The organism is Streptomyces sp. NPDC018026 (genome assembly GCF_044327745.1).
GTDB lineage: Bacteria > Actinomycetota > Actinomycetes > Streptomycetales > Streptomycetaceae > Streptomyces > Streptomyces rubrogriseus.
The window spans coordinates 760196-783628 of record NZ_JBIRFY010000003.1; the positions used below are offsets into that span (position 1 = coordinate 760196).

Consider the following 23433-nt stretch of genomic DNA (forward strand, 5'->3'; position numbering starts at 1 on the left):
GCCGAGAGGCGCGATGCAGGTCAGCGGCGGGGCAGCACGCCCAGGAGGGTCGCGGTGAGGGCCAGCTCCAAGGAGTCCTTCAGCTCCAGGTGGAAGCGTGCCAGGTCGGGCTCGGCCCGGTAGGCCGCCTGGAGGCTGGGCGGGGGTGTGCTGTACGCCGACAGTGCGCCGGCCATGACCATGGTCTGCAGGCTGAACAGCGTCGCTTTCTCGCCCAGCTCCGGCAGGTACTTCTGGATGAGGGCGGTCATGGTCGTGAGGCGGTCCAAGGAGGCGCGCTTGTAGCGTGCCACGACCTCGACGGAGACATTGTGTTCCAGGACGCTGCCCTGTGCGCCGAAGAGGTCGCACAGCACCGCACGGCTGGAGAGCGAGCGGCTGAGAATCTCGGCCACCGCCGTCGCTCGCTCGGCCATGGGCCGGCTCTCGTCGACGTCGGCTGCCAACTCGTCCGCCAGTTCCGTCAGCCACTCCCGCAGGAATCGGTCCAGCAGTTCCAGCAGCACTGCCTCGCGGGACTCGAAGTAGCGGAGCACGTTCGGCTTCGCCAGTCCCACCCGACGGCTGAGCTCGTTCAGGGTGACCGCGGCCACAGGCATCTCGTCGAGCATCGCCGACGCCATGTCGAGGATCGCCCGCCGGCGGATCTCCCGCTGCTCTTCGGTTCTGGCCCGCTGGAAACTCACGACCACCACCCTAGCTTAAGTACCCCAGGTACTTTGACAACGTACCTGGGGTACTTTAACGTTCCGAGTGCAAGATACCTTCGGTACGTAATGAGTGGGAGTCAGACATGCGTGAGCAGTGGACGGCGGAGAGCATGCCGGACCAACGCGGGCGGGTGGCCCTGGTGACCGGGGCAAACGCCGGACTGGGGTACGAGACCGCCAAGGCCCTCGCCGAGCGCGGGGCCTGCGTGGTGCTGGCCGTGCGCGACGTCGAGAAGGGCGAGCAGGCCGCGGCCCGCATGACCGGCGACGTGACCGTCCAGGCGCTGGACCTGGCCTCGCTCGACTCCGTCCGGACCGCTGCGGCGGCGCTGCGATCCCGGCTCGGCCGACTCGACCTGCTGATCAACAACGCCGGTGTGATGTACACGCCGAAGCAGATCACCCCGGACGGCTTCGAGATGCAGTTCGGCACCAACCACCTGGGCCACTTCGCGCTCACCGGGCTGCTGCTCGACCTGATGCTGCCGGTGCCCGGCTCGCGCGTGGTGACGGTCAGCAGCACCGGCCACCGCATCCGAGCGGCGATCCACTTCGACGACCTGCAGTGGGAGCGGTCGTACGGTCGGGCCGCCGCCTACGGCCAGTCCAAACTGGCCAACCTCATGTTCACCTACGAGCTGCAGCGCCGGCTCGCCGCGCACGGCACCACCGCCGCGTTGGCCGCGCACCCCGGAATGTCCAACACCGAGCTCGCCCGCAACACACCCGCGGCCCTTCGGCTTCCGCTCACCCGGCTCGCGCCGCTGATCACCCAGACGCCGGCGATGGGTGCCCTGCCGACCCTGCGAGCCGCCACCGACCCCGCCGCGCTCGGCGGCCAGTACTACGGCCCCGGCGGACGCAACGAGGTCAAGGGCCACCCCCGGCTGGTCACCTCCAGCCCGGAGTCGTACGAGATGGCCGTCCAGCAGCGCCTCTGGGTCGCCTCCGAAGAGCTCACCGGCGTGAAGTTCCCCGTCCCCGAGTCCAAGGGGAGCCCGCTCACCTCCGGATCGGCCGCCACCGCGTAGCCCGCGCCAGAACGCCTCTCCGGTGCTACAGCGGTCCGGTCGCATGGGTCAGGGGAGGGGCAATCGCCTGCGCATCCGCTCCCTCGCCGACCCACAGGGAGACGACGGGGGCATCAGCTCCAAGGTGCTCACCGAGACTCCGCGGCGGCTGCAGTCCAACGGACTGGTCGACCGCCTGGCCGACCCCGAGGCACCATCCCGGGTCGAGTACCAACTCACTGCTCTGGGCCGGACCCTGCTGGGGGCCATTGACGCCGTCGGTGCCTGGGCCTTCGAGTACGGCGACGAGGTCGTGGCCGCGCAGGAAGCGGCCCGTACTGCTGACCCGCGGTCTCCTCGCGCGCCTCGGCCCGGCCCCAACTACGACACATCTCCGGTGAATTGACGGAAAAGATGCATCCGGAGCACAACCAATCTCCGCTGCCCGTAGTCACACCAGACAGGAGCAAACAACTCCTACGACCGCAAGGGGGAAATATGCGCATTACGCGCCCCGTCCTGTCTGCCACCGCCGTGGCGGCCCTGGCCCTGGGTACCGCGACGGCGCTCGCCGCACCCGCGTCCGCCGCTCCCAACACCACGCCAGAGAAGGTCTGCGGCAGCGGCTACAAGACCGTCAACTCGGCCGCCGTCGGCTCGCGCGGCACCGTCTACCTCACCTACAACGCCACCACCGGCAAGAACTGCGTCGCGACCATCCGCAGCACCCCGGGCACCGCGACCGACATGTCCGCCTGGATCTACGTGCCCGACACCGAGGCGTACGACGAGGACTACGGGAGGTACACCTCGTACGCCGGCCCCACCTACGTCTACGGCAAGGCCCACTGCGTGGACTGGGGCGGCAGCATCGCCAACGTCAGCGTCCAGATCACCGGCTCCAACTGCGCAGCCCGCGCCGAACACCGGGTCACCACCGTCCGGTGACCACCACGGGCGGACTGCCGTGTCACCGGACGCGGCAGTCCGCCCGTGCCGCGTTCACTCACGGGGTGACCACGGGGAAGCGGGGATCCGGCCTGTCCAGGACCGACAGGACGCAGATGCCAGTAGGCATCGCCAATGTGCCAGTCGACGGCGAGGCGCAGCGACCACGCCTCGGGTCCGTTGACCCGCACGGCCAGGCCGTCGATGAGCTGCCCGACCGTCAGTGCGCGTTGCAGATCCGGACCCGTGGTGGGCTTGGGGACCGGCTCGACCCCGTGCACGAGCTCCTGGGCGCCGGTGAGATAGAAGTTGCGCCACACCGCGTTCTCCGCGGCCCGGCCCAACCGGACGTAAAGCGCGGCGAGTTGTCGCTTCGCCCTGGTGTCGTCGGGATCGTGGAAGACAGCGTGATTGAGCAGCGTCACGGCGAAGCGCACGTCGCCCCGGTCGCTGTAGTGCCGGGCGCGTCTCCGCACGGCGGCCTGACCGCCGAGCGACTCGACCCACCGCCGCACCTCCTCGGCCGGCGGGCGTACGACACCAGGGCTGACGCGCGCCCGCAGGGTGAGTGACGAGGCCGCCAGGGGCGAGCGTCAGCCGGTGCGGCCGGGGAGCATGGCCAGGGCACGGGAGCGCTGGGCGACGAGGTCGTCGTAGGTGCCGTCGCGCTCGGCCCAGCGATGCGTGAGGACGCCCCTCACGAGGATTTCGTGAGGAGTGGGGTCCTGTGCGAGCAGGTGCATCACCTCGGTGGCGAAGTCCTGGAGCGGCAGGGCATGCGGATTCACCTCTTCCTGTCCCGCCGTGGCGACGGCCGGCGGGACGAGCTCGGCGACTCCGACACCGGTGCCGTCGAGTTGCGCGCGCAGGGCCTCGGAGTAGGCGTGCACCGCGGCCTTGGAAGCGGCGTAACTGGGCATGGGCGGGAACGGCAGGAAGGCGATGCCGGAGGAGACGGTGATGAAGGTGCCGGCACCCCGCCGGACCAGGTGGGGCGTGAAGGCGTCGATGACCCGGACGGTGCCGAGCAGGTTGGTGTCGATCGTCGTACCGGCCGCCTCGAAGTGCGCGGGGTCGCGCAGGTCCTCCAGGAGCATGACCCCCGACATGGTCACCACGGTGTCCAGCTCGGGATATCGGGCGAGCACGGCGTCACGCAGGGACGCGACGGAAGAACTGTCGGTGACGTCCGCGCTGAACGTGCCCAAGCCTTCTTCGGCGAGTTCCGAGAGGGCTCCGGGACTGCGGCCGGCGACGGCCACGACGCTGCCCGCAGTGGCGAACCGGTGGGCCAGCTCTCGCCCGATCCCGGAGGTTCCGCCGACGATGAGAACGGTGCGGTTGGAGAGATCCACGAGGTCTTCCCTTCACTATGGGGCGCCGACGACATGCAGCCCGGCGCGCAAACGGCGAGGTCCTTTGCCCTCGTCGAACAGTGCCGCCGTAAGCCTTGCCACAGTCCGCCGGACCTGGCAGTTCCCCCGTCTTCCCTGGTCCTGCCAGGGCCCCCACCGAGTCCACGCACCGCATTACGGTGTCGGTATGAAGGACGAATCCGGCAACCGGCTCGGCAGCTACCTCCGTGCCCGGCGTGAGCTGATCACCCCGGCCCAGGCAGGGCTCGCGCCCGGCGGCCACCGCCGCGTGCCCGGCCTGCGCCGGGAGGAAGTCGCCCTGCTCGCCGGAATCAGTCCCGACTACTACCTGCGTCTGGAACGGGGTCGTGACAAGAACCCGTCACCGCAGGTCCTCGAATCACTCGCGCGCGTCCTGCAGCTCGACGACATCGAACGGACGTATCTGCTCGGCCTCGCGGCGGCACGCCCCAGAGCGCCACGCCGCAAGCGGCCCGAGCACGTGCCGGCGCGAGTACACGAGCTGCTCGCCCACCTTCCGATCCCCGCGTTCGTCGAAGGGCGCGCGTTCGACGTCCTGGCCTCCAACCCGATGGCCGTCGCGCTCTCCCCCCGCCTGCGGCCCGGGCGGAACCGGCTTCGCGATCTCCTCCTCGACCCGGAGGAACGAGAGTTCCAGCAGGACTGGCCGAAGGCCACCGCCGATTTCGTCGCCGCCCTCCGCACGACCATCGGGGACGACACCGACAACCCCCGGTTCGTCGAACTCGTGGGAGAACTCGCACTGTCCAGCCAGCGGTTCCGTACCCTGTGGGCCCGCCACGACGTCCGCAGTCTCGACGGAGACAGCACCACCGTCCACCACCCCGTCGTCGGTGACCTGCGCCTCCACCGCGACAAACTCCCCGTCGACGACGTCATCCTCGTCGTGTACTACCCCGACAAGGACAGCGACAGCGACGAGAAACTACGGCTTCTCGCCGGCCTCTCCCACCCCGGGTCCGCCGACACGCCAGTGGCTGCCGGAGAGCCACCTGCGGCGAGGCGGGGTCCGTCAGGTTCCCGGGGAGCATGACGCCCGCGATGTCGATCAGGACGATCAGGTCGGGCCTGCGACATGTGGGCCAGAGCGGAGACGTTCGACGGTCGGCGGCCCGGTGCGTTCATCGGTGACCGCCCGACACCTTGATCAGTTCCTCGCTCAGTTCCCACAGCCGTCGTGCGGACTCGTGGTCGACGGCGTGCGGTACGACATCGGCCGGCGGCGCCTTCTCCGCGCCGGTGAGGGGCTCGGGGCTCTCGTCCAGTTCGGAGACGTCGCTGTCCCTGAGGTAGACACCGCCGATCCCCTCCAGCATCGGGCTGGTGGCGGCGAACACGGTGGTGGCAGCGCCCTGCCGCACGTCCTTGACCCCGCGCTCCAGGTCGACGACCGGGTGCCCGTTGTCGTCCATCAGGCCCGTGGCCCTGAGCCGTTCCTCACCGACCGAGCTGTTGAGGTGGGTGCCGGGGACGATGCCCGGGTGTACGGCGTAGCCACGGATGCCGGCCTTGGCCCAGCGGCGGTCCAGTTCGACGGCGAACAGGATGTTGGCGGTCTTGGACTGGCCGTAGGCGAGGAAGGGGTCGTAGCCGGAGGCGAAGTGCAGGTCGTCCCAGCGGATGCCGGTGAGCCGGTGGCCGCCGGAGGACAGGTTGACGACCCGGGCCCCGTGGGCGGCGCGCAGGGCCGGCAGCAGGCCCAGGGTGAGCTGGAAGTGGCCGAGGTGATTGGTCGCGAACTGCGCCTCGTAGCCGCGGGCGTCCACCTCTCGCTGCCCCCGGAGGGGGACGCCGGCGTTGTTGATCAGTACGTGGAGGGGGCGGCCGGAGTCGACATACCGGATGGCGAAGGCGTCGATGGAGGCCGGGTCGGCCAGGTCCAGCCGACCGGTCTCGACGCGCTCGACGCCCTCCAGCGCCAGTGCGGCCCGCTCCGGGCCGCGTGCACCGACGGTGACGCAGGCGCCCGCCCTGGTGAGGGCTTGGGTGGCCGCCAGGCCGATTCCGGCGTGGCCGCCCGTGATGACGACGTTGGTGCCGGTCAGGTCGATGCCTGCGAGGACCTCGTCGGCCGTCGAAGCCGCGGTGAATCCGGATCCGAGGGGCTGCTGTTTCTGCTGCATACCTCGACGCTAGAAGCCTCATGGTGAACCCTGAATAATTGACAGTTCGCCATTCTTTCGTGATCGTTCAGCCATGAGTGATCCGCTGTCCGACGTGCTGGACCTCGTCGAGATCCGCGGGCTGATGTCGAGCGGCTTCGCCGCCGAGGGCGCCTGGGTGGCGCGCGGCCCTCTGGAACACGCGCTGAAGTTCGTCGCGCTGGCGCGCGGCCGGGCCCGGCTGAGCACGGACGGCGACGGCGGACCGCTCATCCTCGAACCGGGTGATGTCGCGATCCTGAGCAACCGGTCATGGCTGGAAGTCCGAGGAGGCGACGACGAGGAGGCTGCCGCTCGCGAGATCGACGTAGCCAGTGCCGGGTACGTCCCTGTACTGGACGGCACGGAGGTGGTCCTCGGCGGTCACATCTCCCTCAACCCGATCGGCGAGGCCCTGCTGGTGCAGGCGCTGCCCCCGGTCGGGCACGTCCGGGCCGCGACCACCACCGTCCCGCTGCGAGCCAGAGTGGACCAGCTCCTCGACGAAGTGACCGGCGACCGCATCGGGTCCTCCTTCGCCGTCCGCCAGCACGCGCAACTCCTGGTGCTCGACATGCTCCGCGTCTACCTCGGCCAGGCCGCACTGCCTCCCGGCTGGCTGCGCGTGCTGACCGACGAGCGGTTGCACCCGGCGCTGGCACTCATGCACGCCGAGCCGGGCACAGCCTGGCGGCTGGAGACGTTGGCACGGGCGGCGGCCATGTCCCGCACGGCATTCGCCACGCGATTCAGGGCGATGGCGGGCATGCCCCCGCTCACCTACCTGGGCCGCTGGCGGATGTTGCTCGCGCAGCGGGCCCTGCGCGACGGGGACGACTCCGTTGGCACCGTGGCGACCACCCTCGGATACAGCTCGGAAAGCGCCTTCAGCACCGCCTTCAAACGCGAGGTGGGAGAGGCCCCGCTGCGCTACCGGAAACGTCAGCGTGGCACCGGAAGCCGGTGAACCGTCGCCCGCGCCACAAAGCCGGCTCCGAGATATATACCTCACACTGATGTCAGGTTTTGCAGTGGCGAGCGTCGGATGAGCACGTCATTCCGGCCACGTCGAGGTAAGGCAGAACATCATGCGCGCAGCCCGGTTCCACGCATACGGCGGAGTGGAGACGCTGGTGGTCGAGCAGGCCCCCGACCCGCACCCAGGCCCCGCTGAGATCCGTGTCCGCGTCGCGGCGGCCGGCGTCAACCCCATCGACTGGAAACTGCGCTCCGGCGCCCTGCAGCAGTTCCTTCCGTTGGAGCTGCCCGCCATTCCCGGGCGGGACGCCGCGGGCGCCGGTCTCGCGTCCGTGACCGCGATGCGTGGCCTGAACGCGCTCGGCCCCCTCGCCGGGCGCACCCTCCTCGTCGAGGGCGCAGCCGGAGGCGTGGGCAGCGCGGCAGTCGAGATCGCCGTGGCCCGGGGCGCCACCGTGATCGGGACCGCCGGCGAACGCAACCACGAGTTCCTCTCCTCCCTCGGAGCCGTTCCCACCACCTACGGCCCCGGCCTCGCCCGGCGCGTCACAACCCTCGCTCCGCAGGGCATCGACATCGTGCCCGACACCGCGGCCTCCGGCTCCCTGGCCGACCTCGTCGCGATCGCGGGCGACGCGAAGCGCGTCGCGACGGTCGCCGACCACGTGGGCGGCCGGCGCCTGGGCACGCATGTGGTCGCCGAGCGGACGCACCCGAGGCAAGCTCGTGATCTCCGTCTGAACAGGCCCGGGCGGCCACATGGGAGTTTCATGTGAAGTCTGGGTCCCTCGGCCGGTGCCGTCGGTGTCTGGCCACGTCAGGGAGTCGGGGCTCCGACGAGGCTTTCATGTTCGTCCATATCCGGCTCAGGTTGTGCGGCCATCTTGGTGGCGTGCGGGTGACCGTCGCGTGCACAGCACCACCGGGTCTGGAGTTCCGATGATCGAAGTACGAGGTCTGACCAAACGCTACGGCGAGGTCGTCGCCGTGGACGAGCTGACCTTCGCCGTGCGTCCCGGAGAAGTGACCGGCTTCCTGGGACCCAACGGCGCCGGCAAGTCGACGACGTTGCGCATGATCCTGGGGCTGGACGCCGCCACGGCCGGTACGGCGACCGTGTCCGGGCGGCCGTACTCGGCGCAGCCCGCGCCCCTGAAAGCGGTCGGAGCCCTGCTGGACCCGGGCGCCGTGCTGCCCAGTCGCACCGCGTTCCACCATCTGATGGCGCTCGCCGCAGGCAACGGCATCCCGCGCACCCGGGTGGACGAGGTCCTCGCGGAAGTCGGTCTGGAGAAGGTGGGCCGACGCCGTGCGGGGACCTACTCCCTCGGTATGCGCCAGCGGCTGGGCATCGCCGCCGCCTTGCTGGGCGACCCTCCCGTGCTGGTCTTCGACGAGCCGCTCAACGGGCTGGACCCGGAGGGCATCGTCTGGATCCGCTCGCTCATGCGGAGGATGGCGGCCGAGGGACGCGCCGTGCTGATGTCCAGTCACCTGATGAGCGAGACGGAGCTCACCGCCGACCACCTCATCGTGATCGGCCGTGGAAAGCTGATCGCCGACATGACCATGAAGGACTTCATCGCCGCGCACTCCGAGCGCGAGGTCCTGGTCCGCACCCCGCAGGCCGAGGTGCTGCGAGAACTGCTGGCCAGTGCCGTCGAGGTACGGGTCGAGGACCGCGACACGCTGGTCGTGACCGGGCTGGAAGCCGCGGAGATCGGCGCGCTGGCCTCGGTGAGCGGCGTGGAGCTGCATGAACTCACCCCGCGCCAGGTGTCCCTGGAGAAGGTGTTCATGGACTTGACCAGCGAGGCCGTGGAGTACCGCACGGAGCGGACGGAGCCGGAGAAGGAGACGGGCCGATGAGACAGACCACGGTGCGTCCGGCCTCCGAGCCCACGAGGCTCCGGCCCGGGCGGCTGCCCGCACGGCGGCTGCGGGCGATTCGGCGTCGCGAGCGCGAGGCGGGCGGAGCGGCGACCTTCGCGCACTGTCTGCACGCCGAGTGGATCAAGATCCGTACGATGCGGTCGACGCTCTACGTACTGCTCGGCACCCTGGCCTTCTGCGCCGGCCTCGCCGCGCTGAACGGCTCGTCGGCGGGCGACGAATTCGCGGGTATGAGCCCGGCGGACCAGGCCGCCTTCGATCCGCTGGCCACCAGCCTGCGGGGCTATCTGATCGCGCAGATCACCCTGGGGCTGCTGGGCGGTCTGGTCATCACCTCGGAGTACGGCGCGCGCACGATCGTCTCCACCCTCGCCTCCGTTCCGCACCGCGGGCGGGTGCTGACGTCCAAGGCCGTGGTGCTGGTGGCCGTGGCGTTCCCGACCGGGCTGGTGGTCTCGTTGACCGGGTTCCTGGTCGGCCAGGCGGCCCTGTCCGGGGCCGGCGCTCCGCATCTCGCGCTGTCCGACGGAGGGGCACTGCGAGGCATCTTCGGCGGGGGCCTCTACCTCGCACTGGCCGGGCTGTTCGGACTCGCCCTGGGCACCGTGATCCGCTCCACCACGGCGACGGTGACCACGCTGTTCGGGGTGATGCTGATCGTCCAGCCGTTCGCCCCGGCGCTGCCCGGCGGGCTCGGCGACTGGGTGACGACGTACTGGCCGCCGATCGCCGGCGGGCAGATCATCACCTCCTACCAGGACCCGGACCTGCTCACCCCTTGGGCGGGGTTGGGCGTCATGGCCGGGTGCGTGGCCGTCATGATGGGGGCCGCCCATGCCGTCTTCCGCAAGCGTGACGCCTAGCGGGGCGCGACAGTGAAGGCAGAAGGCCACCGACCGGGGACGGGTGCCATGACGGTGAGACAACGACTGCTGCTGGTGGAGGACGAGCCCACGCTGCGTGAGCTGCTGTCCGCCAGCCTGCACCTGGCAGGTTTCCAGGTGATCCCGGCCGAAACGGGCGCGCAGGCCGTCGACGCGGTCCGCGAGGAGCGGCCCGACCTGATCGTCCTGGACGTGATGCTGCCCGACTTCGACGGCTTCGAGGTGGCCCGCCGCCTGCGAGAACATCCCGCCGGCCACCACGGCACACACCCGCCGATCCTCTTCCTGACCGCCCGGGACGCCGCCGAGGACCGCATCAGCGGCCTGCGGGCGGGCGGGGACGACTACGTCACCAAGCCCTTCAACCTCGAGGAACTGGTCCTGCGCATCCAGGCCGTGCTGCGCCGCACCAGCGGCCGCCGCACGGACGGTCTCCTGGTCGTGGCCGACCTGGAACTCGATCCGGGCAGCCATCAGGTGACCCGGGACGGCCAACAGGTGCAACTGTCCCCGACCGAGTTCAGTCTGCTCCGGGTGCTGATGGAGAACGCCGGGCAGGTCCTGTCCAGGGAACAGCTCCTGGACCAGGTGTGGCACTTCGACTTCAACGGCGACGACTCCATCGTCGCCTCCTACATCAGCTATCTGCGCCGCAAGATCGACACCCGGGAGCCGAAGCTGATCCACACCGTGCGCGGCACGGGCTACGTCCTGCGCAGGCCACGCGCATGACCGCCACCGCCTCGCGCTGGTCCCTCGGCCGGGTGTCGCTGCGCGGACGGGTCGTCACCATCAGCCTGCTGCTGGTCGTCGCCGCCCTGCTGACGAGCAACGCCCTGCTCGTCACCCTGCTGGAACGGCAACAGACGCAGCAGTTGGACGACCGTCTGCGCACCATCACCACCGCGGCCGCACGGCTGCCGGTTCCCGCCGACGTGCCGGACGGGACGCCCCCGGTGGCGGCCGACACGGCGGAGCGCGAGCTGGTCGGCGATGTCTATGTGGCGTACCTCGACGCCGAGGGCCGGGCCGGGCGCACGCTGCGCCTTGCCACGGAGAGTGTCCCGGAGCTTTCCGCACTCGACTCCGAGGCCGTCGCGGCCCGCGGCGGCCGCCCCTTCACGGTCCCGGCCGAGGACGGCGGCGAGTGGCGTGTGGTCGCCATGCCGCTGCATCCCGCGGGGACGTCGGTGACCGGCCCGGCCGCCGCCAACGGCAGCGTGGTCGTGGCCGGTTCGCTGGCGGAGGTCAGTTCGACGATGCGGCATCTGGGCGTGTGGATGCTGGTGATCGACTCCCTCGTTCTCGTCCTGCTGGGTGTCGTCGCCTGGTTCGCGCTGCGGGCCGGTCTCGGACCGCTGCGGCGCATCGAGACGACCGCGGCGGCCATCGCGGGCGGCGACCTCACCCGCCGCGTCCCCCGGCCGGTCACCACCCGCACCGAACTCGGCCGGCTGTCCGCGGCGCTCAACGGCATGCTGGACCGGATCGAGGCAGGCGACGCCGCCCGCGCCGCCACCAACGAACGCATGCGCACCTTCATCGCGGACGCCAGCCACGAACTGCGCACCCCCCTGTTCGGCATCAAGGGCTTCACCGAGCTCTACCGGATGGGCGGCATGCCGCGACGCGAGGACGTCGACTCCGCGATGAGCCGGATCGAGCACGAGGCGGCCCGGCTCGTGCGCATCGTGGAGGATCTGCTGCTGCTCGCCCGGCTCGCCGAGGAACCGACCGCCGACACGCACCTGCCGCTCCGGATGACCCCGATGGACCTGCGCTCACTGGCCGCCGACGCGCTGCACGACCTGCGGGCGCTGGCTCCCGACCGTCCCGTCACCCTCACCGGCCCCGACGGCGGCCCGCCCGGTGTCGCCCCGGTACTCGGCGACGAGTCGCGCCTGCGCCAGGTGACCTCCAACCTCGTCGGCAACGCCATCGCCCACACACCGCCCGGCACACCGGTACGCATCGGAGTGGGGACGCTGGGAGACCGGGCGGTCCTCGAGCTGAGCGACGAGGGTCCGGGAATGACGGCCGAGCAGGCCACCCACGTCTTCGACCGCTTCTACCGCGCGGACACGGCCCGTACCCGCACACACACCGGAGGAGCCGGACTCGGCCTGGCCATCGTCCACTCCCTGGTGACCGCCCACCACGGCCGTGTGGACGTCCGCACCGCCCCCGGCCACGGAGCCACCTTCCGCATCCTGCTGCCGCTGCACACCGACACCGGTAGCTGAAGACCCCCCACCACCCCCCACCCCGACACCACCCCCCAACACATACCGAAGACCCTCTCGTCGGTCTCGCGGACACCTCGGCATGCCCTGCCCTGGGCCGTCGACGCCCCGAGACCCCGGGTGAGACGCCCCGTGAGGGAGACCGAGTGTTCCCGACACTCAGAAATGGAGACGTACCTTCATGGCAACTTTCCTGCATCGGGTGGCCCACTGGGCCTTCCGAAGGCGCCGCACCGTGGTGCTGGTGTGGGTGGCGGTCCTGGCCGCCGTGTTCCTCGGCGCCGTCAACTCCTCGGAGGCACCCGAGGACTCTGCGTCCCTGCCGGGGATCGAGTCCCAGCAGGCGTTCGACCTGCTCGACGAACGCTTCCCCGGTACCGAGGCGGACGGGGCGGAAGCCCGTGTCGTCTTCGTCGCCGAAGACGGGCAACAGGTCACGTCGACGGCCAACCGGGCGGCCGTCGACACCCTCGTCGACGAAGTCGCCGACGGGCCGCAGGTCGCCGAGGCCACCAGCCCGTTCGACGGCCGCGCGGTCAGCGAGGACGCCTCCACGGCGTACGCCACCATCACCTACAGGACCACGGCCGACGACCTCACCGAAGCCAGCAAGGAGGCACTGACCGAGGCGGTCAAGCGGGCCCGGGACGCCGGCCTGACCGTGGAGGTCGGCGGCTCCGCCCTGGAGACCGAGCCGGCCCAGGGCATCGGCGAGGTCCTCGGCATCCTCGTGGCCGCGGTGGTGCTGCTCATCACCTTCGGCTCGCTCGCCGCCGCCGGTCTGCCGCTGCTCACCGCGGTTCTCGGCGTGGGCATCAGCCTGGCCACGATCACAGCGCTGGGAAGCGCCCTCGGATTCTCCTCCACGGTCGGCGAACTGGCGATGATGCTCGGCCTCGCCGTCGGCATCGACTACTCCCTGTTCGTCGTCTCCCGCTACCGAGAGGAACGGGCCAAGGGCCACCAGGCGCAGGAGGCGGCCGCCCTGGCCGTGGGCACGGCCGGCAGCGCGGTCGTCTTCGCCGGGCTCACCGTCGTCATCGCCCTGCTGGGCCTCTCCGTGGTCGGCGTGCCCACCCTCACCAAGATGGGAGTCGGCTCCGCCGGGACCGTCCTGGTCGGCGTCCTGATCGCCCTGACCGCGGTGCCGGCGCTGCTGGGCTTCTGGCCCGACGCCGTTCTCCCGCGCCGGGACCGCGAGGGCCGCCGGCGCACCCGCAGCAGGCGTCCGGGGCGCCGCTTCGGCAGGAACAGGAACTGGAGCAGGAAGGTGACAACCCCGGCCGGCACGGCCAGGACACCATGGGGTGTGCGCTGGGCACGGTTTGTGACGCGACGGCCGGTGGCGGTGCTGCTCCTGACCGTTGTCGGCCTCGGCGCGCTCGCCGTACCGTCGCTGAACCTGCGGATGGGCATGCCGGGCGCCGAGTCCAAGCCGACCACGACCACGGAGCGCCGCGCCTACGACGCTCTCGCCGACGGCTTCGGACCGGGCTTCAACGGTCCGCTGACCGTGGTCGTCGACGTCAAGGGCGCCGACGACCCGGCAGCGGCCGTGACCGGCGTGTCCGACCGTCTCGCCGACACCGAGGGAATCGTCTCCGTGTCACCGCCCCACTTCAACGAGGCGAAGGACACCGCGGTCGTCTCCGCGGTCCCGTCTACCGGGCCCGCCAGCGAGCGGACGCAGGACCTGGTGCGCACCATCCGTGACGAGCGTCCCGCGATCGAGTCGGCCACCGGCGCCGAGTTCCAGGTCACCGGCACCACCGCGCTGAACATCGACGTGGGCCAGAAGATGCAGGACGCCCTGGTCCCCTACCTCGCGGTCGTCGTCGGCCTCGCCTTCCTCCTCCTGATGGTGGTCTTCCGCTCGATCCTCGTGCCCGTCAAGGCCGCACTAGGTTTCCTGCTGTCCGTGGGCGCCGCCCTCGGCGCCATCGTCACGGTCTTCCAGGAGGGGCACGGGGCAGGCTTCTTCGGTGTCGAGGAGACCGGCCCGATCATGAGCACGATGCCCATCTTCCTGGTCGGCATCGTCTTCGGCCTCGCCATGGACTACCAGGTGTTCCTCGTCTCCCGGATCCGTGAGGCCCACATCCACGGCGAGCAGCCGGGCCAGGCCGTCGTCACCGGCTTCCGGCACAGCGCCCAGGTCGTCGGGGCGGCGGCACTGATCATGATGGCGGTGTTCGGCGGCTTCATGACGGGGGGCGAGTCCATGGTCAAGATGGTCGGCTTCGGCCTGGCCAGTGCCGTCTTCTTCGACGCCTTCGTCGTCCGGATGGCGTTCGTGCCCGCTGTCCTGACCCTGCTCGGAAAGCGCGCCTGGTGGCTGCCGGGCCGGCTGGACCGGCTGCTCCCAAGCGTCGACGTCGAGGGCGAGGCACTCACGAGGCGTGCGCCGGCCCCCAACGACGCGTCCGGCGACGACGACCGCCGGAAATCCGTGACGGTCTGACGGCCTGACACACCCACCGGCCGAGCCGCTCGTCCCGGTCAGAGCTGGGAGCCGCCGCCGTCCACGGCGAGTTCGGCGCCGGTGGTGTAGGTGACCTCGAAGGCGAGAAACAGCACCGTCCTGGCGACTTCGAGGGGCGTGCCCATGCGGAGCATGGGGTTGTCGGCCCCCATCTACGCCTTGGCCTGATCGGCCCCTTCCCGGGGCATCGACTTCTCCAGGATTCCGGAGTCGATCGGGCCAGGGCTGTCCGCGTTGACGCGGATCTTGCGCGGGAGCAGCTCCCGGGCCAGGCTGCGGGGCATGGAGCGCACCGCGGCCTTGCCGGCCGCGTACGCGCTGAGCATGGGAAGTCCCAGCACGTTCGCCACGGAGGTGGTGAGTACGACGCCGCTGCCCTCCGCCAGGAGCGGAGCGAGCTTCTGCACCGTGAAGTAGGGGCCCTTGGCGTTGATGGTCAGCAGTTGGTCAAAGAGCTCTTCGCCGGTCGCCTCGAACGGCGCGAACCCGTTGACGCCGGCGTTGGCGAACAAGACGTCGACCGTGCCGAACTCGGACTTCACCCGGTCGGCCAGCGTGTCGATGTGGGCAGCGAAGCGGCGTCGCTGCGGACCGCGACCGGTACGCGGCGGGGCGGCGGCGCGTGCGCCGAGCACCGCCCGGTCCGCACCCGTCACCTGGACTGGGACGAAGCCGGCGCCCTGCCCGAGGGCCGGATCGACGCGCTCGTCGTCCGCGCACCGCTGCCGATCGCGGACGACGGCCTGGATGTGACCGTCCTGTACGACGAACCCCGGACTCTGCTCGTGACCACGACCCACCGCCTCGCCGGGAAGGGGTCGGTCACCCCGGGCGGCTTCGCCGACGAGCCCCTCGTGGCCTGCGCCGGTATGGCGGCGCTGTGGACCGGGTTCTGGCGGCTCGACCCGCGTCCGGACGGCAGCCCGGCTCCGCTCGGTCCCATGCTCGTCGACACCTTCGAGGACAAGCTCGAAGTCGTCGCCGACGGCCGGGCCGCCGTCCTCGTGTCGGCCGACGACCGGCGCGCCACACTCCGCGACGACCTCGCCACCGTCCCCGTCGAGGGAGTCGAACCCTGCCAGGTGGTGGTCGCGACGCGCCTCGCGGACGCCAACCCGTTCGTCGCCCACTTCCGTGAGTCCGCGAAGAGGTTCCTCGTGCGCGAAGACTGACCTGGCCGGTACGGACGTACTGCTTCAACCCCGCCTCAGCCGGTCCTGACGGGCGTCAGGGTGAACCCGTCGTTGGGCTTGCCCGCGAGGAGGTCTGCCAGCCCGCCGCTGAGCGCGTACGTCGTCCTGCCCGGTCCCTCGGTCACGTCGCTGGTGACGGGGTCCATGACGGTGTCGGTGACCCTCACGGTCGCCGTCCTCCAGCCGTCTGCGGGGGTCACGTGCTGGATCTGGGCGGGCTTGCCGGTCAGCAGGCCGCTGCTGACGGCCGTGATCGAGCCGTCGGCCAGGAGCCGCATGCCGGCGGTGGGGGAGGCCAGTGGTGTGGACAGCCCCACCTTCTGTGCGTCCTCCGGACGCTGGACCGGCACCCGCACCAGGGAGCCGTCGGCCATCGCAATGATCAACTGGTCGCCCGCCACGTACTCCACCGCTGCCATCCCCACGTCGTCCAGGAAGTCGGGGATGTCGAGGGTGCCCTGGAGCAGGTCGTCCCGGAGGAAGACCGAGGCGTTGCCCTCGGGATCGATGCGGAACACGGTCGGGGTCAACTCGTCGACGGCGTACGCGGTGCCGTCGGGCGCCACCGTCACGTCGGAGATCAGGTGCTGTTTGCCGTCCAGGGTGAGCGCGGTCAGGTCGACGCACCAGTTCTGCTTCCCGGTCTCCAGGTCGTAGCTGCCGACACCGGCGACTTTGAACGGGGCGTCCTTGCGGGAGCGGTCGGCGGTGCCGTAGTCGACGTTGCTGACCAGGACCCGGCCCCGCTCGCGGTCGATGTTGACGGCCTGCGCCGACACGATCTGCGGATCGTCGATGAAGGTGCGCACCTTTCCGTCCGTGCCGACGGCGGAGACCGTGCCGTGCCTCAGTGAGCCGACGTAGAACGACTCCGACGGTGCGTCGAAGTCCAGCGAGTGCGGGAAGAGGTTCGCACCGTCGGCCTTGACGACCGCGGGCGTCTGCTGCTTGTCCTGCCCGCCCTGCTTGTTCTGCGCGGTGCTGGGCCGCTCGGAGCCGGAGTCCGAGCCGGAGGAGGAGCCGCCCGAGGCCAGCGCGGTACCGGTGGCGGCGGCGACAACCAGCGTCGCGCTCGCAAGGGCGATCCTCAGCTTCGTCTTCTTGTTCATAGTCCTTGTTCCTGGGATGAGTTGGGGCGGACGGATTGGATGTACGGATTGGGCGGAGGCGACGCGGGGTCAGCCGGTGGCGCCGAAGCGGGCGCGATGAGGCGCCGCGGCACCGGACGACGGGGTACCGCGGTGGCCGGACGGCCGGGTCAGGAGTGCGGGGGAGTGGTGACCGGGGTGACTCGTTCGGGAGCGGCGCGGGACGTCTTCGGACCCTCGGCCGTGGGCCGCAGGCTCTGGTTGAGCAACCGGAGCGCCGCCTGCGAGGCGGAGCCGGCCGCGGCCGTCGTCACCACCAGTCGGATCCCCTGCTCCCGGGGAACCGGGAGGGAGTGCTGCAACACCTCCAGCTCCCCGACCACCGGATGGCGCATCCGATACTCGGCCGTACCCCAGGCCCGCACCCGGTGCTGGGACCACAGCGCGGCGAACTGCGGACTGCGCATCGTCAACTCGCCGATCAGAGAGGCAAGCTGCGGGTCCTCCGGGAACTCCCCGACGGCCTGCCGCAACTTGCCCACCACGTCCCGAGCCTTCCTCGGCCAGTCCACGTACAGGTCCCGCGTGTGGGCGTCCAGGAAGATCAGCCGGGCGGTGTTGGGCCGAGTGGATGCCTGATCGGGGCTGTCCGGCGCGAGATGCCCGGCGATCAAGGCGTGCCCGGCGGGGTTCCACGTCAGGACGTCCGAGCGCCGGCCGACGACGACCACGGGTGAGTCACCGAAGGCGTCGACCAGTTGGCGCACCGCCGGGCCGACCCGCTCGGCGGGGAGGCGACGGCGCCGCCGCCGACGGGGCTCGCCGGACAAGGTGTGAAGATGGTGCCGCTCCGCGTCGTCCAGCCGCAGAGCGGTGGCCAGCGCGTCCAGGACCTGGGGCGAGGCGTTGAACGACAGCCCCTGCTCCAGCCGGATGTAGTAGGCCACGCTGACACCGGCCAGCTGGGCCAACTCCTCGCGCCGCAGCCCCGGCACCCGGCGTCGGTCGCCGTAGTCCGGCAGATCCACGTCCGCCGGCTTCAACTGGGCCCGGCGTGTGGACAGGAACTCACCCAGCAGGGACTTGTGGTGCGTTGTCTCGTCCATGCGCTCGAGTATGGGCAATCGCGTCCCGCCCAGCCTGCTCCTGCCAGTAGCAGACTCCAGGCCGCGAGCCGAGCGCGCAGGTGGCCGAGGCCCCGCCCGCCGGCGGCAGGATTCTGGTCAACGTCGACTGACGCGGAACCGCACAGGGCAGAGAACTCCGTTCACCCGATTGCCACACATCCCGTGCACTGCAGAAGCGTTACTCCAGGCATGAGTGAGACGACGGGGAAAGCGATTCTCCGGCTGTGGGGAAAGCGGGATGCCGAGAACGGGGAGGAACGCGGACACGGGTCACCACCCGGCCGCCCCGATGGGGGAGCGGCGCGGTAACCAAGCACCTCATGTATCGCGAACAAGGCGCACACCACACGTACGACAGTTGGTACGCCCTCGGCGGGGAGGAGTGGCAACCGCCTGCCGGCGGCGGCAGGCACCGGGCACCCACCGACGAGTTCGGCCGTCCCCCGGACATGTCCACCGGGCCGCGCACGCCTGGTGACTTCGCCGAGCCCCTGGTGCCGCCGGGCACCGACTGGGACCCTGCCGAGGAACTGGCCTTCATGCTCCAGGACGCGCCGGAGCAGTACGCCGACACCTCCCGTGAGGACGACGCTTCGGGAAGGGCCGGGGAGCCCGGGACCGGACGGGCCGACCCGCAGGCGAGCACGACGGAGCTGCCGGGGCTGAGACGGCGACGCCGTCCGGGACGCAGGGCGCGCCGTCGGCAGGCCCTCGGCGCCGTACGCACCGCGAGTGTGGTGCTCGCGGCGCTGGCGGCGGTCGTCGCCCTGGCCGTGGGCCTGCTCGGGGGGTTCGCCGCCTACGAGCCGCTGCGGCTGTCGGCGACCTCACCGGCCTCCCACGGCGTGGTGTCGTGGTGGCCACTGTTGGTCTACGGCCCCTGGCTGGTGGCTTCGCTGTCCGTGCTGCGGGCGGCGCTGCACCGGCGTCGCGCCGTGCACTCGTGGACCGTCGTCCTGCTGTTCTCGGCGATCGCGATGTTCCTGTGTGCCTGGCAGGCACCGAGGACGCTCAGCGATTCGGCGGCGGCCGCCCTGCCCGGCCTGGCCTCGCTGATCTCCTTTCAGCAGGTCGTCCGTCAGATCACCCTGAGCCGGCCGCCCCGGCGGACGGTGTCCCGGCACCGGCAGGAACGAGCCGGGTCCCCGGGCCCGACGGAGGGAGACGGCGCGGGCGCCGCGAGAGGAGGAAACGGACGGAAGCCGTCGGCGTCCCGTCCGCGCACCAGGCAGGGACAGCCCCGGGGCGCTGCGCCGCGCGGAGGCGCCCTCCGCTGAGCACCGGACCACTCGCACTCCACGGCCGCGTTCCGGTACCGCGGCCGTGGAGATGGTCTGCCCTAATGAGGGCGAAAAAGGGCAATTATGGAAATTCATCGCTTGTGAGGCAACATCTCCCCATGCTCTCTTCGTTTCGCCCAGTGGATGTGTCGAGAAATCGACAGGCCGTCCCTCTCGCCGCCGCATACGCCCTTCCACGACCGAAGGAATCGTTTCACCACGGCTCGACGGCCGAGTCCGCCTTCGACGCGCTGTACGTGCACGCGGCTCCAGGTCTGCTCCATCAGACGCATCTGCTGACCGGCCGACGGGGACGTGCTTTCCAGGCGGTCGAGTATGCGTTCTCCCACGCCTGGGAGTACTGGCCGCAAGTCGCGGTCGACTCGGACCCGGTGGGCTGGGTGCGCTTCCACGCCTACGAGTACGCCCTGTCCCCGTGGCATCGGTTCCGGGAACTCGTGGAACGGGAAGAGCCCGCACCGACCTCCCCGATGCACCGGGCCCTCCTGCACCTGAGCGCCCGGCATCGGCGCACCGTGCTGCTCTGCGACGGTCTGGGACTGACCATTGCCCAGGCGGCGGCCGAGCTGGAAGCCTCGTGCGCCGCCACGGAGAGCAGACTGCTGGGCGCCCGCACGGTCCTCGCAGAGTGCTTCCCGGACTCCGACGACCATGATGCTCTGCCCCTGCGGATCCGCACCCTCGTGGCCGAGGGCTCCACCGCGACGGTGCCCACGGCGGGCTCGGTGCGGGCCGAGAGCGAGCGTCGCCTGCGGCTGCTCACCCGGTCCGTGGCGGGAGCGGTGGCCGTACTGGGCGGCCTCGTCTGCACGTTCGTCCTCGTCAGCTCCCCATGGCCCGAGCCCCCGGATCGCCACGCGCGGACGACGGACACCACCCAGGGGCCGCCCCGCGACGTCCGTTCCCATCCCTGAGGCGCGGCACAGGGAGACGGAGTCGATGCCCACGGAGTGTGCGCGCGAGCACCTGGCCCGGCCCGACCTCGGGTACCGGTACCTCCTTGTGGCGCAGGATCTCGGGGCCGCCCGCCCCGCGCCGCGTCAGGCCGCCGGAAACACGCGGCGCACGACGCGTTCGGACGCCCGCCCGTCGTCGTGCGGACAGAACCGCTCCCGGAACGCCTGGCGCAGCCGGGTCGCCTCGGCTTCCCCGGTCCTGCCGCTGCTGATCGCGTGCGCGAGTTCGGGCACCCGTCGTGGCGACCACACCGGGTGGAGCCGCGAGCAGGTCGAAGTAGACGCCACGCTCCCTGCGGTACCGCTCCCAGTCCGCGGGTCGGCGGCCAGACACAGCTCCTCGACCGACGGGTGCCCCGACACGTGCCAGGATGCGCGCACCCTGGTCCACCGGCGGGATTCCCGCGCTCACTTCCAAGCAGTGGTGGCGTACCAACAGTGTGTAGGCGTCACCCAGTTCGCGGGCGAGAGCGGTCAGCTCCTCCGTACGCCGGGACGGTGTCACGCCGCTTTGCCGGCTTCGGCCGGCTCGGGCGCAACCGGCGGACGGGGCCGGCTTCGTCTCCTTCTTCGCCACGATCCGCGCTACGAACGTCACCGTCCCGCTGGACCAGACCTACTCGTCTATGTCGGACCGCACCGTCGCGCCCTTCACGTTCGTCATGGTCCCCTCTTGACCAGTCCTCCCTTTTTGGATCACCGCACTAATTTGGTGCGTCGCTCCAAATGTGTCAAGGTGGAGGCATGGCAACGAGAAGTCCCCGCTCAGAGCGGCGTAACCAGGTGCTCTCCCGTGAGCGGATCATCGAGACGGCGATCGAGTTGCTCGATGCGGGCGGTGAGGCCGCCATGACGACGCGGGCGCTGACCGAGCGTCTGTCCACCGGCTCGGGAGCGATCTACTACCGGGTGGGCAGTCGCGACGATCTGCTGGACGCAGCGACCGAGACACTTGTCACCGCTGCTCTGGCCGCCGACTCCGTGGCGGTTTCATCCCAGCCCCAGGATGAAATCCGCACCGTGGCGCTGGCGCTGTTCGACGCGATCGCCGAGCACCCGTGGCTGGCGACCCGGCTGACCCGGCAGGTGGTCCGCAAGCCGTTCGGGACGGTGACGGTCGGCATCTTCGAGCGGATCGGCCGTCAGGTCGGCGCGCTGGGTGTGCCGCGGGCTTCCTGGTTCGACGCGGCGTCGACGCTGGTGCACTACATCCTCGGCGCCGTCAGCCAGAACACCCGGATGGAGGGCGACGCGCCGGACGGGTCGTACGACCGCGACGCGTTCCTCGATGCGACCGAGGCGGCCTGGCAGGACCTCGACGCCGAGGACTACCCGTTCATGCACGCCGTCATCTCCCAGCTGCACACTCACGACGACCGCGAGCAGTTCCTCACCGGTATCGCCGTGATTGTCGACGGCCTCACCCGGCTCGGCTGACCCGCCCTGGTCGGCCCTTTCCCTTGTGTTTCAGAAAGGAATCCCTTATGCACGACGTAGTGATTGCGGGCGGCGGTCCGGTTGGCCTGTTCCTGGCCACCGAGTTGGCCCTGGGCGGCGCCTCCGTCCTGGTCCTGGAGCGGGAAGAAGAAGCCACCTCGGTATGGAAAGCACTCCCTCTGGGCCTGCGAGGCCTGAGCGCGGGATCGGCCGAGACGTTCTACCGCCGCGGTCTGCTCGATGCCGTACTCAGCGCCTCGTACGCCGATCCGGCCAAGGTAGGCGCCGCCCCCGACCTGGCAGAAGCGCCGGACCCTCGCGACGTGAGTCACTTCGCCGGCATGGGCCTGGACGCGGCCGACATCGACGTGGCCTCGCTCCCGTGGCGGCTGCCCAGCCCGGCGATGGAAGGCTTCATGACCTGCCTGGAGGCCGTCACCTCGGTCCTGGCCGATCGCGCAGCCGAGCTGGGTGTTCAGATAGTGCGCGGCACGGCCGTCACCGCCTTGGCGCAGCGCGCCGACCACGTCACGGTCGCCGCCGGCGGCCAGGAGTATGAGGCCCGCTACCTGGTGGGCTGTGATGGCGGGCGCAGCACGGTGCGCGGCCTGGCCGGCTTCGACTTCGTCGGCACGGACCCGCTGTGCACCGGCTACGCCGCCCAGGTCGCCTTCGCCGACCCCGACCAGCTGTCTCTCGGCTTCCACCTGACGGACGACGGCATGTACCTGCGCACACCCTTCCCCGGTCACATAGGCATGATGGACTTCGACGGCGGTGCCTTCGACCGGTCGCAGCCGCTGACCCGCGAGCACCTCCAAGAGGTCCTGCGCCGCATCACGAGCATCGATGTGACGCTGAACGAAGTGCATCTGGCATCGAGCTTCACCGACCGCGCCATGCAGACCACGACCTACCGCAACGGCCGCGTCCTACTGGCCGGAGACGCCGCGCACATCCACTCACCACTCGGCGGCCAGGGCCTGAACCTGGGCATTGGCGATGCCATGAACCTCGGCTGGAAGCTCGCGGCGACCGCGCGCGGCACCGCACCCGAGGGTCTGCTCGACACCTACACGAGCGAACGCCACCCCGTGGGCGCCGCGGTCCTCGACTGGTCGCGTGCCCAGGTGGCGACCATGAAGCCGGGTCCCGACGCACCCGCGCTGCGCAAGCTGGTCCACGAGCTGCTGAGCACCACCGACGGCACGACACTCGCCTACCGGCGCACGGCCGGCCTGTTCAACCGCTACGACCTGGGCGATGCCCACCCACTCGTCGGCAGCACTGCCCCCGACTTTTCCTTCGAGGACGGCACCAGCCTCGGCGACCTGCTGCGCCACGGCCGGGGCGTCCTGCTCGACTTCGGTGCCGACGACACGCTGCGGTCTGCGACCAAAAGCCACCAGGACCAGATCGTGTACCGGTCCGGCTCGGCACGCAACGCCCTCGGCTTCACAGCGGTGCTCGTACGTCCGGACGGCGTCGTGGCCTGGACCGCAGCACAAGACCGTGACCCGAGCTCCTTCCAGCAGGCCGCCACACGCTGGTTCACCCCCGTCCAGCACTGAACCCGGCCTCTGCCCATCACCGACAGGGGCCGGCGGGCCGGGCAGTGGTGGCTCACAGGGTGTCGGTGGCGATG

At 70.6% G+C, this 23433-nt stretch carries 23 protein-coding genes and 2 pseudogenes; 17 read left to right on the forward strand and 8 right to left on the reverse strand.

Features of this window, described 5'->3' with window-relative positions; all coding sequences use genetic code 11:
* Positions 1 to 20: 20 nt before the first annotated feature.
* Positions 21 to 686, reverse strand: a complete 666-nt coding sequence (locus tag ACH4D3_RS13615; RefSeq protein ID WP_398320891.1) for a TetR/AcrR family transcriptional regulator — start codon at positions 684 to 686, stop codon at positions 21 to 23.
* A 107-nt stretch (positions 687 to 793) separates the two neighbouring features.
* Here ACH4D3_RS13615 and ACH4D3_RS13620 point away from each other — a divergent pair, with 107 nt between their 5' ends.
* From ACH4D3_RS13620 to ACH4D3_RS13630, 3 genes are all read left to right on the forward strand, one after another.
* Complete coding sequence (locus tag ACH4D3_RS13620; protein WP_398320894.1) at positions 794 to 1741, forward strand: SDR family NAD(P)-dependent oxidoreductase; 948 nt, start codon at positions 794 to 796, stop codon at positions 1739 to 1741.
* A gap of 43 nt (positions 1742 to 1784) precedes the next feature.
* The gene (locus ACH4D3_RS13625) at positions 1785 to 2126 is read left to right on the forward strand and encodes a winged helix-turn-helix transcriptional regulator (protein WP_398320897.1); all 342 of its coding nucleotides are present in this window, start codon (positions 1785 to 1787) and stop codon (positions 2124 to 2126) included.
* 92 nt (positions 2127 to 2218) lie between these two features.
* Positions 2219 to 2668, forward strand: coding sequence for a spore-associated protein (locus ACH4D3_RS13630; protein WP_398320900.1), 450 nt, complete (start codon positions 2219 to 2221; stop codon positions 2666 to 2668).
* On the opposite strand, the gene ACH4D3_RS13635 is transcribed toward ACH4D3_RS13630, so the two are convergent.
* Entirely contained in the window at positions 2554 to 3144 is a 591-nt protein-coding gene (locus ACH4D3_RS13635; protein ID WP_398321127.1) for an alkyl sulfatase dimerization domain-containing protein, read from the reverse strand. The genes ACH4D3_RS13630 and ACH4D3_RS13635 overlap by 115 nt on opposite strands.
* Here ACH4D3_RS13635 and ACH4D3_RS13640 point away from each other — a divergent pair.
* Positions 3076 to 3240: a hypothetical protein gene (locus ACH4D3_RS13640; RefSeq protein ID WP_398321139.1), complete on the forward strand. Its 165-nt coding sequence runs from the start codon at positions 3076 to 3078 to the stop codon at positions 3238 to 3240. The two genes, ACH4D3_RS13635 and ACH4D3_RS13640, sit on opposite strands and share 69 nt — an antisense overlap.
* A gap of 21 nt (positions 3241 to 3261) precedes the next feature.
* On the opposite strand, the gene ACH4D3_RS13645 is transcribed toward ACH4D3_RS13640, so the two are convergent.
* Positions 3262 to 4023 (reverse strand): SDR family oxidoreductase, encoded by a 762-nt coding sequence (locus tag ACH4D3_RS13645; RefSeq protein ID WP_398320902.1) that lies wholly within the window; start codon positions 4021 to 4023, stop codon positions 3262 to 3264.
* A 187-nt stretch (positions 4024 to 4210) separates the two neighbouring features.
* Between ACH4D3_RS13645 and ACH4D3_RS13650 the strand changes: the two genes are divergently transcribed.
* Positions 4211 to 5098, forward strand: a complete 888-nt coding sequence (locus ACH4D3_RS13650) for a helix-turn-helix transcriptional regulator (protein ID WP_398320905.1) — start codon at positions 4211 to 4213, stop codon at positions 5096 to 5098.
* Positions 5099 to 5186: 88 nt separating this feature from the next.
* On the opposite strand, the gene ACH4D3_RS13655 is transcribed toward ACH4D3_RS13650, so the two are convergent.
* On the reverse strand, positions 5187 to 6188 hold the full coding sequence (locus tag ACH4D3_RS13655; RefSeq protein ID WP_398320908.1) for an SDR family NAD(P)-dependent oxidoreductase: 1002 nt from the start codon (positions 6186 to 6188) through the stop codon (positions 5187 to 5189).
* A gap of 73 nt (positions 6189 to 6261) precedes the next feature.
* Between ACH4D3_RS13655 and ACH4D3_RS13660 the strand changes: the two genes are divergently transcribed.
* The 7 genes and pseudogenes from ACH4D3_RS13660 to ACH4D3_RS13690 all read left to right on the forward strand — a co-directional run bounded on the left by ACH4D3_RS13660 (position 6262) and on the right by ACH4D3_RS13690 (position 14665).
* The gene (locus tag ACH4D3_RS13660) at positions 6262 to 7173 is read left to right on the forward strand and encodes an AraC family transcriptional regulator (RefSeq protein WP_398320911.1); all 912 of its coding nucleotides are present in this window, start codon (positions 6262 to 6264) and stop codon (positions 7171 to 7173) included.
* Positions 7174 to 7294: 121 nt separating this feature from the next.
* A pseudogene (locus tag ACH4D3_RS13665) lies at positions 7295 to 7939 on the forward strand (alcohol dehydrogenase catalytic domain-containing protein); the annotation flags it as partial.
* Between the two features lie 184 nt (positions 7940 to 8123).
* Positions 8124 to 9053 carry an ABC transporter ATP-binding protein gene (locus ACH4D3_RS13670; protein ID WP_398320914.1) on the forward strand — a complete coding sequence of 310 codons (930 nt, stop codon included), beginning with the start codon at positions 8124 to 8126 and terminating at the stop codon, positions 9051 to 9053.
* Positions 9050 to 9940, forward strand: a complete 891-nt coding sequence (locus ACH4D3_RS13675) for an ABC transporter permease (RefSeq protein ID WP_398320917.1) — start codon at positions 9050 to 9052, stop codon at positions 9938 to 9940. Before ACH4D3_RS13670 ends, ACH4D3_RS13675 begins: the two co-directional genes overlap by 4 nt.
* Positions 9941 to 9988: 48 nt before the next feature.
* Positions 9989 to 10693 (forward strand): response regulator transcription factor, encoded by a 705-nt coding sequence (locus ACH4D3_RS13680; protein WP_398320920.1) that lies wholly within the window; start codon positions 9989 to 9991, stop codon positions 10691 to 10693.
* Entirely contained in the window at positions 10690 to 12204 is a 1515-nt protein-coding gene (locus ACH4D3_RS13685) for an ATP-binding protein (RefSeq protein WP_398320923.1), read from the forward strand. The genes ACH4D3_RS13680 and ACH4D3_RS13685 overlap by 4 nt, the downstream gene beginning before the upstream one ends.
* A 181-nt stretch (positions 12205 to 12385) precedes the next feature.
* Positions 12386 to 14665: an MMPL family transporter gene (locus ACH4D3_RS13690; RefSeq protein WP_398320926.1), complete on the forward strand. Its 2280-nt coding sequence runs from the start codon at positions 12386 to 12388 to the stop codon at positions 14663 to 14665.
* A 38-nt stretch (positions 14666 to 14703) separates the two neighbouring features.
* Here the strand turns inward: ACH4D3_RS13690 and ACH4D3_RS13695 are convergent.
* Positions 14704 to 15284, reverse strand: a pseudogene (locus ACH4D3_RS13695) (SDR family oxidoreductase); the annotation flags it as partial.
* A gap of 130 nt (positions 15285 to 15414) precedes the next feature.
* Here ACH4D3_RS13695 and ACH4D3_RS13700 point away from each other — a divergent pair.
* Complete coding sequence (locus tag ACH4D3_RS13700; protein ID WP_398321130.1) at positions 15415 to 15858, forward strand: LysR substrate-binding domain-containing protein; 444 nt, start codon at positions 15415 to 15417, stop codon at positions 15856 to 15858.
* A 35-nt stretch (positions 15859 to 15893) separates the two neighbouring features.
* Here the strand turns inward: ACH4D3_RS13700 and ACH4D3_RS13705 are convergent, their stop codons facing one another.
* Both ACH4D3_RS13705 and ACH4D3_RS13710 read right to left on the reverse strand, forming a co-directional pair.
* Complete coding sequence (locus ACH4D3_RS13705; RefSeq protein WP_398320929.1) at positions 15894 to 16988, reverse strand: hypothetical protein; 1095 nt, start codon at positions 16986 to 16988, stop codon at positions 15894 to 15896.
* Positions 16989 to 17137: 149 nt separating this feature from the next.
* Entirely contained in the window at positions 17138 to 18073 is a 936-nt protein-coding gene (locus tag ACH4D3_RS13710) for a helix-turn-helix domain-containing protein (protein ID WP_398320932.1), read from the reverse strand.
* A 341-nt stretch (positions 18074 to 18414) separates the two neighbouring features.
* Between ACH4D3_RS13710 and ACH4D3_RS13715 the strand changes: the two genes are divergently transcribed.
* Complete coding sequence (locus ACH4D3_RS13715) at positions 18415 to 19371, forward strand: DUF2637 domain-containing protein (protein WP_398320935.1); 957 nt, start codon at positions 18415 to 18417, stop codon at positions 19369 to 19371.
* A 122-nt stretch (positions 19372 to 19493) separates the two neighbouring features.
* Positions 19494 to 20309 carry a hypothetical protein gene (locus ACH4D3_RS13720; protein ID WP_398320938.1) on the forward strand — a complete coding sequence of 272 codons (816 nt, stop codon included), beginning with the start codon at positions 19494 to 19496 and terminating at the stop codon, positions 20307 to 20309.
* A 126-nt stretch (positions 20310 to 20435) separates the two neighbouring features.
* Here ACH4D3_RS13720 and ACH4D3_RS13725 read toward each other — a convergent pair whose 3' ends face one another.
* Positions 20436 to 20639, reverse strand: coding sequence for a CDP-glycerol glycerophosphotransferase family protein (locus tag ACH4D3_RS13725; RefSeq protein ID WP_398320941.1), 204 nt, complete (start codon positions 20637 to 20639; stop codon positions 20436 to 20438).
* Positions 20640 to 21095: 456 nt separating this feature from the next.
* On the opposite strand from ACH4D3_RS13725, the gene ACH4D3_RS13730 reads away from it, so the two are divergent.
* A complete protein-coding gene (locus tag ACH4D3_RS13730; protein WP_398320944.1) occupies positions 21096 to 21788 on the forward strand; it encodes a TetR/AcrR family transcriptional regulator in 693 nt (230 codons plus the stop codon).
* A 47-nt stretch (positions 21789 to 21835) separates the two neighbouring features.
* On the forward strand, positions 21836 to 23359 hold the full coding sequence (locus ACH4D3_RS13735; RefSeq protein WP_398320947.1) for an FAD-dependent oxidoreductase: 1524 nt from the start codon (positions 21836 to 21838) through the stop codon (positions 23357 to 23359).
* Positions 23360 to 23433 lie beyond the last annotated feature (74 nt).